The 14,297-nt window shown below is 70.0% G+C and carries 14 protein-coding genes and 1 pseudogene; 1 reads left to right on the forward strand and 14 read right to left on the reverse strand.

The window, feature by feature from the left end:
* The 12 genes from F3J10_RS36410 to F3J10_RS29965 all read right to left on the reverse strand — a co-directional run.
* A partial coding sequence (locus F3J10_RS36410; RefSeq protein WP_345791240.1) for a biotin/lipoyl-containing protein occupies window positions 1-442 on the reverse strand: 442 nt, incomplete at its 3' end.
* Between the two features lies 1 nt (window position 443).
* Window positions 444-1,487 (reverse strand): alpha-ketoacid dehydrogenase subunit beta, encoded by a 1,044-nt coding sequence (locus F3J10_RS29915; RefSeq protein ID WP_025101027.1) that lies wholly within the window; start codon window positions 1,485-1,487, stop codon window positions 444-446.
* A gap of 3 nt (window positions 1,488-1,490) precedes the next feature.
* Entirely contained in the window at window positions 1,491-2,720 is a 1,230-nt protein-coding gene (locus F3J10_RS29920) for a 3-methyl-2-oxobutanoate dehydrogenase (2-methylpropanoyl-transferring) subunit alpha (protein ID WP_025101026.1), read from the reverse strand.
* A 575-nt stretch (window positions 2,721-3,295) separates the two neighbouring features.
* A complete protein-coding gene (locus F3J10_RS29925) occupies window positions 3,296-4,243 on the reverse strand; it encodes a ketopantoate reductase family protein (protein ID WP_167243610.1) in 948 nt (315 codons plus the stop codon).
* 194 nt (window positions 4,244-4,437) lie between these two features.
* Window positions 4,438-5,253, reverse strand: a complete 816-nt coding sequence (locus F3J10_RS29930) for a family 1 encapsulin nanocompartment shell protein (RefSeq protein ID WP_167243611.1) — start codon at window positions 5,251-5,253, stop codon at window positions 4,438-4,440.
* Complete coding sequence (locus tag F3J10_RS29935) at window positions 5,246-6,325, reverse strand: Dyp-type peroxidase (RefSeq protein ID WP_167243612.1); 1,080 nt, start codon at window positions 6,323-6,325, stop codon at window positions 5,246-5,248. The genes F3J10_RS29930 and F3J10_RS29935 overlap by 8 nt, the downstream gene beginning before the upstream one ends.
* Window positions 6,326-6,602: 277 nt before the next feature.
* Window positions 6,603-7,802, reverse strand: a complete 1,200-nt coding sequence (locus F3J10_RS29940) for a porin (protein WP_167243613.1) — start codon at window positions 7,800-7,802, stop codon at window positions 6,603-6,605.
* Between the two features lie 57 nt (window positions 7,803-7,859).
* A complete protein-coding gene (locus F3J10_RS29945; protein ID WP_240155745.1) occupies window positions 7,860-8,315 on the reverse strand; it encodes a TIGR00725 family protein in 456 nt (151 codons plus the stop codon).
* Window positions 8,316-8,385: 70 nt separating this feature from the next.
* Window positions 8,386-9,228, reverse strand: a complete 843-nt coding sequence (locus F3J10_RS29950; RefSeq protein WP_013689106.1) for an ABC transporter permease subunit — start codon at window positions 9,226-9,228, stop codon at window positions 8,386-8,388.
* 37 nt (window positions 9,229-9,265) lie between these two features.
* Window positions 9,266-10,360: an extracellular solute-binding protein gene (locus tag F3J10_RS29955; RefSeq protein WP_167243614.1), complete on the reverse strand. Its 1,095-nt coding sequence runs from the start codon at window positions 10,358-10,360 to the stop codon at window positions 9,266-9,268.
* 118 nt (window positions 10,361-10,478) lie between these two features.
* Window positions 10,479-11,519, reverse strand: a complete 1,041-nt coding sequence (locus F3J10_RS29960) for an ABC transporter ATP-binding protein (protein WP_167243615.1) — start codon at window positions 11,517-11,519, stop codon at window positions 10,479-10,481.
* 4 nt (window positions 11,520-11,523) lie between these two features.
* On the reverse strand, window positions 11,524-12,372 hold the full coding sequence (locus F3J10_RS29965; RefSeq protein ID WP_166915282.1) for an ABC transporter permease subunit: 849 nt from the start codon (window positions 12,370-12,372) through the stop codon (window positions 11,524-11,526).
* A gap of 161 nt (window positions 12,373-12,533) precedes the next feature.
* On the opposite strand from F3J10_RS29965, the gene F3J10_RS29970 reads away from it, so the two are divergent.
* The gene (locus F3J10_RS29970) at window positions 12,534-13,454 is read left to right on the forward strand and encodes a LysR substrate-binding domain-containing protein (protein WP_025101016.1); all 921 of its coding nucleotides are present in this window, start codon (window positions 12,534-12,536) and stop codon (window positions 13,452-13,454) included.
* Window positions 13,455-13,525: 71 nt separating this feature from the next.
* Here the strand turns inward: F3J10_RS29970 and F3J10_RS29975 are convergent, their stop codons facing one another.
* Window positions 13,526-14,029 (reverse strand): GNAT family protein, encoded by a 504-nt coding sequence (locus F3J10_RS29975; RefSeq protein WP_025101015.1) that lies wholly within the window; start codon window positions 14,027-14,029, stop codon window positions 13,526-13,528.
* A gap of 41 nt (window positions 14,030-14,070) precedes the next feature.
* Window positions 14,071-14,297: pseudogene (locus F3J10_RS29980) on the reverse strand (type III effector HrpK); the annotation flags it as partial.

Raw genomic sequence — 14,297 nt, forward strand, 5'->3', positions numbered from 1 at the left:
TATGCGCGGCTTCGCGGCGGTTCGGTGCATCGGCGGGCCCGGCCGCCGCCTGCTTGCGCGGCTGTGCCTCGGCGGGCGCCTCGCGCGGCGCGCTCTTTTCGACCGGCGCCGGTTCGGCGGCCTTGGTTGCGGCCGCATCGACCGTCGCCTTCGCCGGCGCTGCCTGCGTTGCCGGCGCCTCGCCGCGATGATTGCCGCTGCCCTCCACCTCCAGGCGGATCAGCTCCGAGCCCACCACCATCATGTCGCCGGCCTTGCCGCCCAGCGCCACCACGGTGCCCGTCACCGGCGAGGGAATCTCGACCGAGGCCTTGTCGGTCATCACGTCGGCCAGCGCCTGGTCCTCCTTGACCTGGTCGCCCACCTGCACGTGCCAGAGCCCCAGCTCGACCTCGGCGATGCCTTCGCCGATGTCCGGCATCTTGATCACATGAATACCCATCTCAGCTCTCCATCACACGCCGCATCGCCTCGCCCACCCGGCTCGGCCCCGGAAAATACGCCCACTCCTGCGCATGCGGATAAGGCGTGTCCCAGCCCGTCACGCGTTCGACGGGGGCTTCGAGCCAGTGGAAGCAATGCTCCTGGACCAGCGAGATCAGCTCGGCGCCGAAGCCGCAGGTGCGGGTCGCCTCGTGCACCACCACGCAGCGCCCGGTCTTGCGCACCGAGGCGACGATGGTGTCGAGGTCGAGCGGCCACAGGCTGCGCAGGTCGATCACCTCGGCGTCGAGGCCGGTTTCCTCGGCGGCGGCCAGCGAGACGTGCACCGTGGTGCCGTAGGTCAGCACCGTCAGCTCGCTGCCGGGCCGCACCACGGCGGCCGAATCGAGCGGCACCGTGTAGTAGCCCTCCGGCACCAGGCTGGCCGGGTGCTGGCTCCAGGGCGTGACGGGACGCTCGTGGTGGCCGTCGAAGGGGCCGTTGTAGAGCCGCTTGGGCTCCAGGAAAATCACCGGGTCGTCGTTCTCGATCGAGGCGATCAGCAGGCCCTTGGCGTCGTAGGGATTGGACGGCATCACCGTGCGCAGCCCGCAGACCTGCGTGAACATCGCCTCGGGGCTCTGGCTGTGGGTCTGGCCGCCATAGATGCCGCCGCCGCAGGGCATGCGGATGGTCAGCGGCGCGGTGAACTCGGCGGCCGAGCGATAGCGCAGCCGCGCGGCTTCCGAGACGATCTGGTCGGAAGCCGGGTAGAAATAATCGGCGAACTGGATCTCGGCCACGGGCCGCAGCCCGTAAGCGCCCATCCCGACCGCCACGCCGACGATGCCGCCTTCGGAGATCGGCGCGTCGAACACGCGCGAGCTGCCGAACTTGGCCTGCAGGCCTTCGGTGCAGCGGAACACGCCGCCGAAATAGCCGACGTCCTGGCCGAACACCACGACGTTGCCGTCGCGCTCCAGCATCACGTCCATGGCCGAGCGCAGGGCCTGGATCATGGTCATGGTGGCGGCCGACTGGCCCTTGGGTTGTGCGGTGGTCATCGCTCAGACTCCCAGTTGCTGGCGCTGGCGCCGCAGGTGTTCCGGCATGTCCTTGTAGACGTCCTCGAAGAAGCTCGCGACGTTCACGCGGTCGTCGCCGAGCGTGCCGTAGCGCTCGGCCTCCTTCTGCGCCGCGATCACCTCGGCCTCGAGCTCGCCCTTCAGGTCGGCGTGCTCCTGCTCGGACCAGTGGCCCTCGCGGATCAGGTGGCGCTTGAAGCGCTCGATCGGGTCGCCCAGCGGGAAATGCGCCCAGTCGTCGCCGGGGCGGTATTTCGACGGATCGTCCGAGGTCGAGTGCGGGCCGGCGCGATAGGTGACCCACTCGATGAGGGTCGGGCCGAGATTGCGGCGCGCCCGCTCGGCGGCCCAGCGCGAGGCCGAGTAGACCGCCAGGAAGTCGTTGCCGTCCACCCGCAGCGAGGCGATCCCGCAGCCCACGCCGCGGCCCGCGAAGGTCGAGCCCTCGCCGCCGGCGATCGCCTGGAAGGTCGAGATCGCCCACTGGTTGTTGACCACGTTGAGGATCACCGGCGCGCGGTAGACGTGCGCGAAGGTGAGCGCGGTGTGGAAATCGGCCTCGGCGGTGGCGCCGTCGCCGATCCAGGCCGAGGCGATGCGCGTGTCGCCCTTGATGGCCGAGGCCATCGCCCAGCCCACCGCCTGGATGAACTGGGTGGCGAGATTGCCCGAGATGGTGAAGAAGCCGGCCGCGCGGTTCGAGTACATCACCGGCAACTGGCGGCCCTTGAGCGGGTCGCGCTCGTTGGACATCAACTGGCACATCAGGTCGACCAGCGGCACCTCGCGCGTGAGCAGGATGCTCTGCTGGCGATAGGTCGGGAAGCACATGTCGCCGTTGTCGAGCGCGAACGAATGCGCGGTGCCGATGGCCTCCTCGCCGAGGCTCTGCACGTAGAAGGAAATCTTCTTCTGGCGCTGGGCGATCAGCATGCGCGCGTCGAACACGCGCGTCTTGAGCATCGCGCGCATGCCGGCGCGCAGCCGGTCGCGATCGAGCTCGGGGGCCCAGGGGCCGACCGCGCGGCCGTCGTCGTCGATCACCCGCACCAGGCCATAGGCCAGGTCGCTGGTATCGACCGGCGCCACGTCGATCGGGGGTTTGCGCAGCTTGCCCGCCGGGGACAGCAGCAGGTAGGAAAAATCGGTTTTGCAGCCCGGTCGGCCGGTTGGCTCCGGTACATGCAATTTCAATGGCCCGTATTGGCTCATTTCGCTTATCTCCACGTTTGATTTTGTCGCACGCTTCGACGGTGATCGTATCAATTCGGCAGGCGCCGAGATAGAGCGGGAATCGCCCCGATTTTCAAAAATCGCGGGCGGTGTTATTGAAGTAGGGAATATCGCGGCAAAGTGGTTTTTCCGATCAGCGCCATCGCCCGGAAAAGCAATGCACGCGGGGCCGGAAGGGCATCCCGGCCGGACGCGGCAGCCGGCCTCGCGGCTCGCGAGGGTGGTTTTCCAGGCGATTATTCGCGTCGATTTTCAGCCACGCCAAAATCCCATTTTTTATCAAAGGCGACGAGCGAATCCCGCATCCGACGCGAATCGAATGCGCGAAACCCAATCGAGTCGCCGGCAAATGGTGTGAGAAATTGCGTGAGGGCCGAGCCGATATCGTCCAGGGAGGGTCAGCCAAGGAGCACGGTTGCGGGAAAACCGCGCGGAAACGGCCGGGCATGCGCGGTGAAAACGTCGCCCGGAAAATGCAATGCCGGCTTCCGTGCGATCGCAGGAAGCCGGCAAGGCAAGCCGCCGCCGTGTCGGGCGACGGCCGGGGATGAGGGTCAGGCGCTCGCGGTTTCGCGCGCGAGCCGCGCCTCGTAGGTCTTCAGATGGTTGTAGGCGATGCGCAGCAGGGACGGCCGGCCGTCGTCGCCCGCCGGCGCGCGCGCCAGCAGGTCGCCGATCACGTGGTCGGCCTCGACGCGCGAGCGGTTCTCGACATCGCGCAGCATCGAGGCCGTCATGCCCGAGGGCGTGAACAGGATCCGGCGCGAACGTTCGTTCATCGCCTCGCCGGGCGCGTAGCCGTGATGCGCGGCGATCGCGCTGGTCTCGCCATACAGCGTCTCCAGCAGCCGATGGCCGTCCGGCGCGGCGAGGATGTCGCCCACCGAGCCGCGGAACAGCGAGGTGGCAGCCGCCAGCGTGGCCAGGAACACCCACTTGTCCCACATCTTCGCGACGATGTTCTCGGCCGGCAGCACGTCGAAGCCGGCGCCCGAGAAGGTCTCGGCGATCGCCTGCACGCGCGGCGTGAGCCCGCCCGCCAGGTCGCCGAAGCCGACCGCCTGGGCGTCGTTGAGATGGACGATGTGCTGCCGGTCGTCGAGCGTGGCCGCGATCATGCACAGGCCGCCCAGCACGTTGGCGTCGCCGAAGCGCGCCTTCAGCACGTCGAGGTGGCGCATGCCGTTGAGCACCGGCAGGATCAGCGTGCGCGGGCCGACGAAGGGCGCGAACGAGGCGATCGCGTCGTCCAGGCCGTAGGACTTGCAGCTCAGGAACACCAGGTCGAAGCCGCCGGCGCGGTCGGCGTCGCCGGCCTGCACGGTCTTCACGCCGGGCAGCGTCAGGTCGCCCGCGTGCGGGCTGCGGATCACCAGGCCGTCGCGCGCCAGCGCGCGGGCCCGGCCCTCGCGCACCAGGAAGCTCACATCGCGCCCGGCCGCGGCCAGCCGCCCGCCGAAATAACCGCCGGTCGCGCCCGCGCCCACCACCAGAATCCGCATTACCGTCTCCTTGCATCCATGTGTCGAAAGGTCGGCCGGCCGCGCTCGTGCGAGGCGCGGCCGGGCGCGACGACTGTAGCCGAATTCGACGAAGCCTGCCGGCGGGCGGCACGGCATGGCGAGACATGGATGCGGCAACGGGCAAACCGACAAGCGCGCGACGACACCGCCGCCGCGCGCGGGGGCCAGCGCGTTCAGGCCGCCGTGCCGCCTTGCGGCACCACGGCCACCGAGGCCTCGCTGGTCAGCATCAGGAAGGTGAAGGTCTCGCGCAGGTACAGGCGCACGACCCGGTCGTCATGGCTGGTGTAGCCGATCGAGACGTCCTCGCCGAGATGCAGCTCGTAGTCGCCGCCGCGCGTGGACAGCACGCAGCCGCCGGCGATCGCCGGCGCCCAGATGATCTCGCCGCTGACGATGCGCTTGATATGGTCGAGGATCGGGTAGCCCTGGTCGCGCGCCTCGCTCAGCGCGGTGTAGGCGTGCGAGCCGAGCACCACCGAATACGGGCCGTCGACGCCGGCCAGGCGCAGCGCCTCGAGCGCATCGCTGATCGCGTCCGGGTAGGCGGCGACGTCGCTCGGCAGGCCGAGCTTGCGGTTCGAGGTGCCCTCGCTGATGCCGACGATGCCGGCAGCCGGGTAACCGTCGAAGATCGCGTTGTCCTCGGCGAAGGCGAGCCGCTGCGCGGCCTCCTTCGCCGGCTGCCAGTCGGCGTCGCGCGCGCCGCGCTCGACGCTGTCGATCGCCTCGCGGCTCAGCTCGAACGGCACGGTCAGCTCGACGATGGTGCGCACTTCGCGCAGCCGCGCGTTCACGTGCTCGCGCGGCGCGGCGACCTCGCGCAGGTGGCCGGTGCCCACGGCCGACAGCTCGGAGCCGGCGGGGCCTTCGACGTCGACCACGCGGCGGCCGGCCACCGAGCGCTTGAAGGTGCGCGCCACTTCCTCCTCGATCTGGGTCCAGGCGGACGACGAGATTGGGGCGAGTTCACGATGCAGGTTATTCATGGGATGGGGTTCCTTTCAACGAGCCGATATTGAGCGAGCCGTCGCGACGCGGCGCGGGCGGCGAGGATTCGGGCGAGAGTTCGGGCAAGGCAGCGGCCTCGGCCGGCGCCGCGCGCTCGGCGAGCGCCTCGAGCAGGTCGGCCGACGGCACGAAGAACAGCGAGCCGGTGACCGCGCGGCTGTAGTCGAGCAGGCGGTCGTAGTTGCCGGGCGGGCGGCCGACGAACATGTTCTCGAGCATCTGCTCGATCGGCCGCGGCGAGCGCGCGTAGCCGATGAAATAGGTGCCGAATTCGCCGGCGCCCGGGCGCCCGAACGGCATGTTGTCGCGCAGGATCTTCACTTCCTGGCCGTCCTCGTCGAGCGTGGTCAGCGAGCTGTGCGAGCACGAAGGCTTCACGTCCGCCGCCAGTTCGATGTCGGACAATTTGGTGCGGCCGATGATGCGCTCCTGCGTCTCGACGGCCAGCGCATTCCAGCCGGCCATGTCGTGCAGGTACTTCTGCACGATCACGTAGCTGCCGCCCGCGAAGGCCGCGTCCTCGTCGCCGATCACGGTGAAGTCGACCGCCTCGCGGCCTTCCGGGTTCTCGGTGCCGTCGACGAAGCCGATCATCGCGCGCTGGTCGAAATTGCGGAAGCCGTGCACCTCGTCGACCACCGTGACGGCATCGCCGAGCGCATTGAGCAACTGCGTCGCCAGTTCGAAGCACAGGTCCATCGCCTCGGCGCGGATGTGCAGCAGGATGTCGCCCGGGGTGGCCACCGCCAGGCGCTGGCCGGCGCCGAACTCCCGGAACGGATGCAGGGACGCCGGGCGCGGCGCGCCGAACAGCGCATCCCATGCCTCGGCGCCGAAGCCGCACACGCAGCTGAGATTGCCGGCCGGCACGCGCTTGCCGACCGAGCGCACCAGCGCCGCGATGTCGCCGCACCATGAACGGATCGTATCGGCGTGGGCCTCGCCGGGATTGATCGTCGCCACCAGGAAGATCGCGCTGCGCGTGACCATGCCGTGGACGGCCTGGGAAAGCGGGGGACGTGTCTGCATCGCGGCCTGCCTGTCAGTCATGTCGTGACGGATGGACCGCGGCTGCCGCCGCGCAGGAAGGCGAAGAGGGGATGTGGGTCATGCTGCGTTCTCTTTTTGACAGGCGTATGAAGGACGTTGCCCGCACCGTGCAACGTCGCCGAACCCGCAATCTAGCAGCTTCGGCCGGTCTTTGGAACGCAGCCCGGCAATCGGCTGCGCCGAGGCGAAGCCGATCCTGCCGGGCACGAGCCCGCAGCGAGGCGGGCGCCGCGATGCGCGCCATGCGCCCCGCTCCTGCCCCACTGCGCCCCGATGCTCAGAAGCGGTGCACCACGCCCACCCCGAGCGCCACCTGGCTGCGCGAGGACGAGGGCGTGCCGCTGAAGCCGTCGCCCAGCGAAGGCGTGGCGACGGTCACCTTGCCGTTGCTCGACAGCGTGTCGCCGTTGGCGCGCTGCCAGGACTCGACCGCGTACAGCCCGGTGCGCTTGGACAGGCTGTAGTACTGCGAGAGCGTGAACTGCTGGTACTGCGCGGCATGGCTGATGCCGTTGGACAGCGTGGCGCGCGTGTAGCTGTAGCCGCCGGCGAAGTCCCAGGACGCGGCCGGGTGGTAATGCAGCACCGCGCCGGCCGTGTTGAAGGTGGCCGTGTTGCGGAAGCTCGAACCCGTGCCGGGAATGTACTGCACGTTCGAATAGGATGCCGAAACGTCCCAGGCATCCGAGAAGCGGTAACCGCCCGTCACGGCGAAGCGCTGCTGCGCCTGCGCGCTCTGGTAGCCGTTGTTGATCGCCGAGACCGCCGTTTGCGCGCCGCCGTTCGAGGTGGTGGAGGACGCGCTCCAGGCGCCGCCGCCCGGCGTCGAGTTGTTGACGCGCTGGAAGGCCGCGCCGATCCCGAACGGCCCGTTGCTGTACTGCAGGCCCGCGCTCCAGGTGGAGCCGGCATCGACGCTGCCCGGCACGCCGCCGAACGCATAGGACGCGCCGAAGCTGAAGCCGCCCAGCGTCGGCGACTGGTAGACCAGCGAGTTGTTGGCGCGATAGATGTTGTCGAGCGAATCGATATCGCCCGGATGCGCGCCGAAAAAGCCGGTCAGCCAGGTGGTCGGGCTCCAGGGCGAGAGGATCGTGTAGTAGGCCGTGTACTGGCGGCCCGCCGTCAAGGTGCCGAAACGGTTGTTGGCGAGGCCCACCCAGGATTGGCGCGTGAACATCCCGCCGCTGAACTGCGAAGTGCCGTTGGCGCTGTTCACGCCGGCCTCGAGCGTGAAGATCGCCTTGGTGCCGCCGCCCAGGTCCTCGCTGCCCTTCAGGCCGAAGCGGCTGCCGGCCCACACGCCCGAGGTCATCTTCACCAGCGAGTGGCCGCCCGCGGTCGAGCCCAGCGAGGCGGCGCTGTTCTGCCAGGCGATGCCGTTGTCGACGATCCCGTACAGCGTCACGCTGCTCTGCGCCTGCGCTGCCGCGCAGGCTCCGCCCAGCACGCAGGCGGCGATAATGGTCTTATTCATTTTCAGTAATCCTATTAATTTGAGAAACGAAAGGGTCGCTGCTTCGCCTTCCCCGTGTCAGGCGAGCGTGGTCAGCCAGCGCGCCGCGCGAACGAGCAGCACGTCCGCCGAATCGAAACTCTCGATACCCGCCACCTGGGGCGCATCGCATACCGCGAACACCGGCTTGCCCCATTGCAGCCCGAGCGCGATCTCGGACAGCGTGCCGAGGCCGCCGCCCACCGCCACCAGGCACAGCGAGGCGCGCGCGATCAGCGCGTTACGGGTGATGCCCAGCCCGGTGGGCAGGGCCACGCTCAGGTAGGGGTTCGCGCCTTCCGCGTCGTCCTCGGGCAGCAGGCCGATGGCGATGCCGCCCGCACGATGCGCGCCGCGCGCGGCGGCCTCCATCACGCCGCCCTTGCCGCCGCCGACGATCACCATGCCGGCGCGCGCCAGCGCATGCGCGACCTGCTCGGCCACGCGCAACTGCTCGTCGGTGGCCGCGCGCGGGCCGATCACGCCGACCGGCATCAGGTGCCGGTTCGCGCCTCGCTGGCGCGCGGCGAGATCCGCGAGCGCGCGCTCGACCAGCGACGCGCCTTCAGTGTTGCCTTGGTCTGACAATCCATTCCCCCATTGCAAGAACGCAGGTGCAGAGCGCCGTCAGCAGGATCGACAGCACGGCTGCCTGCGAGAAATCGGTCTGTCCGTCGGACAGCTTCAGGTACATCAGGAGCGGCAGGATGTTGATCTGCGTGCCGGCCAGCGCCACCGCCGTGCCGTAGGTGCCCAGCGCGATCGCCGCCACCAGGCACCAGGCCGCCGCCACCGAGGGCCACAGCTCGCGCCAGGCCACGTCGAGCCAGGCCCGCCACGGCCGCGCGCCGAGCGTGAGCGCGGCATCCAGCGGGCGCCGGTCGAAGTTGGCGAAGGCCGGGTACAACATCAGCGCCACGCGCGGGATCAGGTAATACGCATAGGCGATCGCCAGGCCCGCGCTGGTGTAGATCAGCCCGCCGAGCCGCGCCGGGTCGGCGCCGAGCTTCGCCAGCAGCATGGTGACGAAGCCGGCGCGCCCGAAGCTCAGGATGAAGCCGTAGGCGATCACCAGCCCCGAGAAGGCCAGCGGCACGCCCAGCACGGCCAGCGACAGGCGCCGCCGGGCCGGCGCCTGCCCGGCCAGCGCGATCGCCAGCACCGTGCCGATCGCCGTGGACAGCGTGCCGGTGGCCGCGGCCAGGCCCAGCGAGCGGCCGATCGCGTCGGCCACCAGCGGATCGCCGAACACGGCGGCGAAGGCATGGCCGCCGCCGTCGAAGGCCGCGCCGACCAGGGCCGCCAGCGGCAGCGCGAAGGCGATCGCGAACAGCAGGCCGGCCGGCAGCGCGCCGAAGCGGCGCAGCAGGCCCGCGTCGCGGGCGGCGGGAGTCGAGCGCGGGTTCATCGCGGGCGGCTCGGAGCGTGGCGCAGGATCGCGAGCATCACTGGCCGAGCGTGGCCTGCGACCACAGCTGGTCGACCTGGGCCTTCTTCGCAGCCGCCTTGGCCACGTCGAGCGGATGCACCTGCGGCGCGTTCGGCATCTTCGCGGCGACCTCCGGCGCCAGCGTCACGCCGGGCACGGCGGGCCGCACGTAACCCTGCGCGAACAGCGCCTGGCCCGCGTCGCTCATCACGAAGTTCAGCCACAGCCGGGCCGCCGACGGGTTCGGCGCGTTCTTCACCAGACTCATCGCGTAAGGCGCCGAGACGCTGCCGTCCTGCGGGATCACCACCTCGGCCGCGTCACCCATGCCGTCGCTGTACTTGGCCTTCAGGCCGTCGTTCTCGTAGCCGATCAGGATCGGGATCTCGCCCTTCACGAACTTCGCGTAGGGCGTGGTGCCCTCCACGCGCAGCACGTTGCCGGCGTTCTTGAGCTTGCCGAAGAAGTCGGCGCCCGGCTTCGGATCGTCGACGCTGCCGCCCATCGCGTAGGCGGCCGCGAACACGTCCACCTGGCCCTGGCCGGTCGAGCGCGGATCGAGGTAGACCACCGCGTTCCGGTATTCCGGCTTGAGCAGGTCCGACCAGCGCTTCGGCACCTCCTTCACCAGCTTGCGGTTGACCAGGAAGGCGATGTTCAGCGAGTGGACCGTGAACCAGCGCGCATCGGCATCGCGAAACACCGGCGGCAGCTTGTCGAAGTTGATCGGCTTGAACGGCGCGACCACGTCCTTGGCCTTCGCGTCCAGCGCCGAAGCCGCGAAGTAGTAGGCGGTATCGGCCTGCGGGCGGCGGCGCGACTTGTCGAGCGCCACCACCGTGGCGGCCGAGCCGATGTCGTTGTAGGTGATCTCGACCTTCGGGTAGCGCTTGCGGAATTCGGCGAACAGCGCCTTCCAGTTGGCCCACTCGGGGCCGGTGTCGAACGACACCACCAGGCCTTCGTCGGCGGCCTGCTCGTAGAGCGCGTCCTCGCCGGGGTAGAGCGGCGCGGGCGGGGCCGCGTGCGCGGCGCCGGCGGCGAGCGTGCCGAGCGCGAGGGCCAGCGCGCCGGCGCGCAGGCGTTGGATCAGGGTGGGACCTGCGGACATCGTGGTTCTCCGGGGTGCTGGCCGTGTGCCGCCGAGGCGGGCGAGCGTGGGTTGATCGGTAGTGCGAAGCGGCACCGGTTCATGCCGCGCCGTCGAGTCGAATCGAAACGGCTTCATGTCATGCGCCCGGCGAAGCCGGCAGCACCCGCAGGTGGCGCGGCTCGATCGCGATGCTGTGGCTGGCCACCACGCGCCCCTCGCCGAGCAGCGGCGTGGCCGCGCCATGCGGGAGGAAGTCGTAGCGATGGGTCGAGCCGAAGTAGCGGACCTCGCCGCGCGCGCCGTGGATGCGATTGGCGCAGCCCGGCTCCGGGTCGGCCTGCACGTGCTCGGGACGCAGCAGCAGCTCGACGGCCTCGCCCTCGCGCGCCGCGCCGGTGGGCGCGCACAAGGTGGTGAAGCCGACGTCGACGCGATCGGTGGCGATCACGCGTCCCGGCAGGATCGTCGAATGGCCGATGAAGCGCGCCACGCGCGTCGAGGCCGGCTGCTCGTAGAGCTCGCGCGGCGTGCCCACCTGCAGCACGCGCCCGCCCTCCACGATCGCCACGCGGTCGGCCATGCTGAGTGCCTCGTCCTGGTCGTGGGTGACGAACAGCGTGGTCGCGCCGCAGGCGCGCTGCAAGGTGCGGATCTCGTCGCGCAGTTGATGGCGGATGCCGGCATCGAGCGCGGCCAGCGGCTCGTCGAGCAGCAGCACGCGCGGCTCGATCACCAGCGCGCGAGCCAGCGCGACGCGCTGCTGCTGGCCGCCCGAGAGCTGCGCCGGGCGCCGCCCGGCATGGCTGGCCAGGCCGACGCGGTCGAGCATCGCGAGCGCCTGGCGGCGCCGCTCGGCCGCGCCCAGGCCGCGCATCTTCAGGCCGTAGGCGACGTTGTCGGCCACGTCCAGGTGCGGGAACAGCGCGTATTGCTGGAACACCATGCCGACGCCGCGCTTCCACACCGGCTGCGCGGCCACGTCCTGGCCGCCGATCGCGATGCGGCCGTGATAGCCGGTCAACAGGCCCGCCGTGAGGCGCAGCAGGGTGGACTTGCCCGAGCCGCTCTGGCCGATCACGGCCAGCAGCTCGCCGGGAGCCGCCTTCAGCGAGATCTCCGAGATGCCGTGCGCGGCGCCCGGGTAGGTGTAGCTGACGGTATCGAATTCGAGGCTCATGGTCTTACTTCAGTCGTTGCACGGTGGCGATCGAGGCCAGCGTGGCGGCCACCGCCAGCACCAGCAGCACCACGGTGGCGGCGCAGGCGAAGCCCGAGGCGCCGTAGAAGGCCTGCAGCAGCACCACCGGGTAGTTGCGGTAGCGGAAGCCCGCGATCAGGTTCGAGATCTGGAATTCGCCGATCGACAGCGCCGCCACCATCACCAGCCCGGCGAACAGGCTGTGGCGCAGGTTGGGCAGCACCACGCCGAGGAACTGGCGCGCCGGGGTGGCGCCGAGCGTGGCCGCGCAGGCTTCCAGGGTGGCCAGGTCGAGATGGCGCAGGTCGGCCAGCAGGGTCTGCAGCAGGTAGGGCAGGGTCAGCACCGCGTGCGCGGCGATCATCAGCCACAGCGTGCCGAGCCAGGGCAGCGTGTCGCCGCCGAACACGGCGATATAGCCGAAGCCGAGCGTGAGCGCCGGCACGGCGATCGGCAGCAGCATCACCAGCCGCGCCACTAATCCACGGCCGCTTTGCGCGCGGTGGTGCAGCGCATAGGCGAGCGGCACGCCGAGCAGCGCATTCAGCGCGCAGCAGGCCAGCGCCACCGTGAGGCTGGTGACGAAGGCGCGGCGAAAGCTCCGGTCGGCCGCCAGGTCGGCATACCAATGGCCGGTCAGCCCGCTGGGCAGCAGCGTGTTGGTCCAGCTCTGCCCGGTCGAGCCGATCAGCAGCAGCGCGATCGGCAGCAGCAGGTAGAGCGCGAACAGCACCACCACCGCGCGCACCAGCACGCGGCCGGCCGAGGGCGCGCGATTGCCACGACGAATGGGAACACCAGCGGCCTGGGCCCCGGCGGCGGAGGAAGACATCGGCGAATCCGTGAACGAGCGGGAGGAACGGCGCGAAACCGAGTCGAATCAGGCACTTGGCATCGCGATGACGGCCGCCAGTGTGGGGCGGCGACATGGCATCGTCATGAAAAAAACGTACAAAGTGCGCATCGTCCTTTGCGAATCCGGAACACCACGCGATGAAGCACCTGTATCCGAACATCGCCGAACTGCATGCGTTCGCGAGTTCGGCCAAACATCTGAACTTTTCCTACGCGGCGCGCGAGCTGGGCCTGACGCCGAGCGCGGTGAGCCGGCAGATCGCCAACCTGGAGACGCTGTTCGGCGTGAAGCTGTTCGTGCGGGAGGGGCGCAACCTGTCGCTGACGCGCGCCGGGCAGGTCTATCACGCGCGCGTCACGGGCCCGCTGCGCGAGATCGGCAATGCCTCGCTGGAGCTGCTGAGCGTGCGCGAGGACAGCGACCTGCTGACCATCGCCAGCGTGCCGACCTTCACCACCAAGTGGCTGGTGCCGCGCCTGCCGTCGTTCCTGGCCGCCGCGCCAAACGTGACGCTGAGCTTCCGGCGCCACCTGGCGCACGGCGATCCGTTCCCGTTCGGGCTGGACGCGGCGATCCGCTATGGCGACGGCCGCTGGGAAGGGGTGCGCTGCGATTACCTGGCGGGACGCACCTTCGTGCCGGTCTGCTCGCCCGAATTCGCGGCGAAGCACGCCCTGCGCACGCCGGCCGACCTGGCGGCCGCGCCGCGGCTGGTGCACGAGCAGGCCGAGAGCGTCTGGTTCGAATGGGCGGAGCGCCATCGCGTCACCAGCATGAACGCCTTCTCGGGGCCGCGCTTCGAGCAATACGCGGTGCTGATCCAGGCGGCGCAGGCGGGGCTGGGCCTGGCGCTGGTGCCGGCCTTCCTGATCGGCGCGCCGCTCGAGGCGGGCAGCCTGGTGCAGCCGGTGGCCGCTCCGATCGAGGTGGACAACCAGGGCCACTATCTCTGCTACACGGCCGAGCGCTTCGAGACCAGCGCGGCCTTGCGCCGGCTGCGCGAGTGGATGCTGGGGGAATTCGCCGCGCAGGCGGCGGCAAGCGCCCGGGCCGCTTGAGGACCCGGGGCGCCGGAAGATCGAACGATACCGCGATGAGGTAGCGAACCCGTGGCGAACCCGCGGCGAACTCAGGCCGCGGCGCGCTCCGCTTCCACGCTCGCGACCTCGTCCGGAATCGATTCGGTCTCCTTCAGGAAGGCCTTCAGGTAGCGTCCGTGGATGAAGCGGCACTCGGCGCGCAGCATTCCGTAGAGGATGAAGTCGGTGCCGTCGCCGGCCGCGCCGCGCATCACGCCCTCGCGCACGAAGCCGAGGTTCTCGTCGAGCCTCTGCGCCTCGAGGTTGTCGACGCGCACCAGCCCCGTCACGCGCCGGCAGCCCAGCATCGCGAACGGATAGAGAAACGCGGCGGCCACGAAGGCCGGCGTGATCACGTGCTGCGACACGCCCTCGCCGAGCGCGAAGTGCATCAGCAGGTTGGGGCCGTTGTGCCCCTGGAACACCACGCCCGCCACCAGCTCGCCGTTCTTCGCGAGCCCGATCGAGCGCGCATCGTCGTAGCGATGCTCGCCCGTGCGCGAGGCGACGAAGTGCATGACCTCGTCGTGCTGGTCCAGTACCAGACGGCGCATGCTGCCTCCTATTGGCTGGCCTTGCCTTGAAGCCGCGTCGATCAGGACGGCAGCGGGATGCCGAACTGCTGCAGCGTCGGGTTGACGTTGGAGGCGAAGGCCTTCTGGTTGTTGTGCTTCTTCACCGCTTCGACGATCGCGAAGATGATGCCGGCCACGCCCACCACGGCCGCGCCCACCGCCATCACCGGCGCGGCTGCCGCCATCGCGCCGCCCACCGCGCCGAGCACGCCTTCGCCGGCCGCGGCACCCGCTTCGGCACCCGCCG

Source organism: Burkholderia sp. Cy-637 (assembly GCF_011753175.1).
In the GTDB taxonomy this organism is placed as follows: Bacteria; Pseudomonadota; Gammaproteobacteria; order Burkholderiales; family Burkholderiaceae; genus Burkholderia; species Burkholderia gladioli.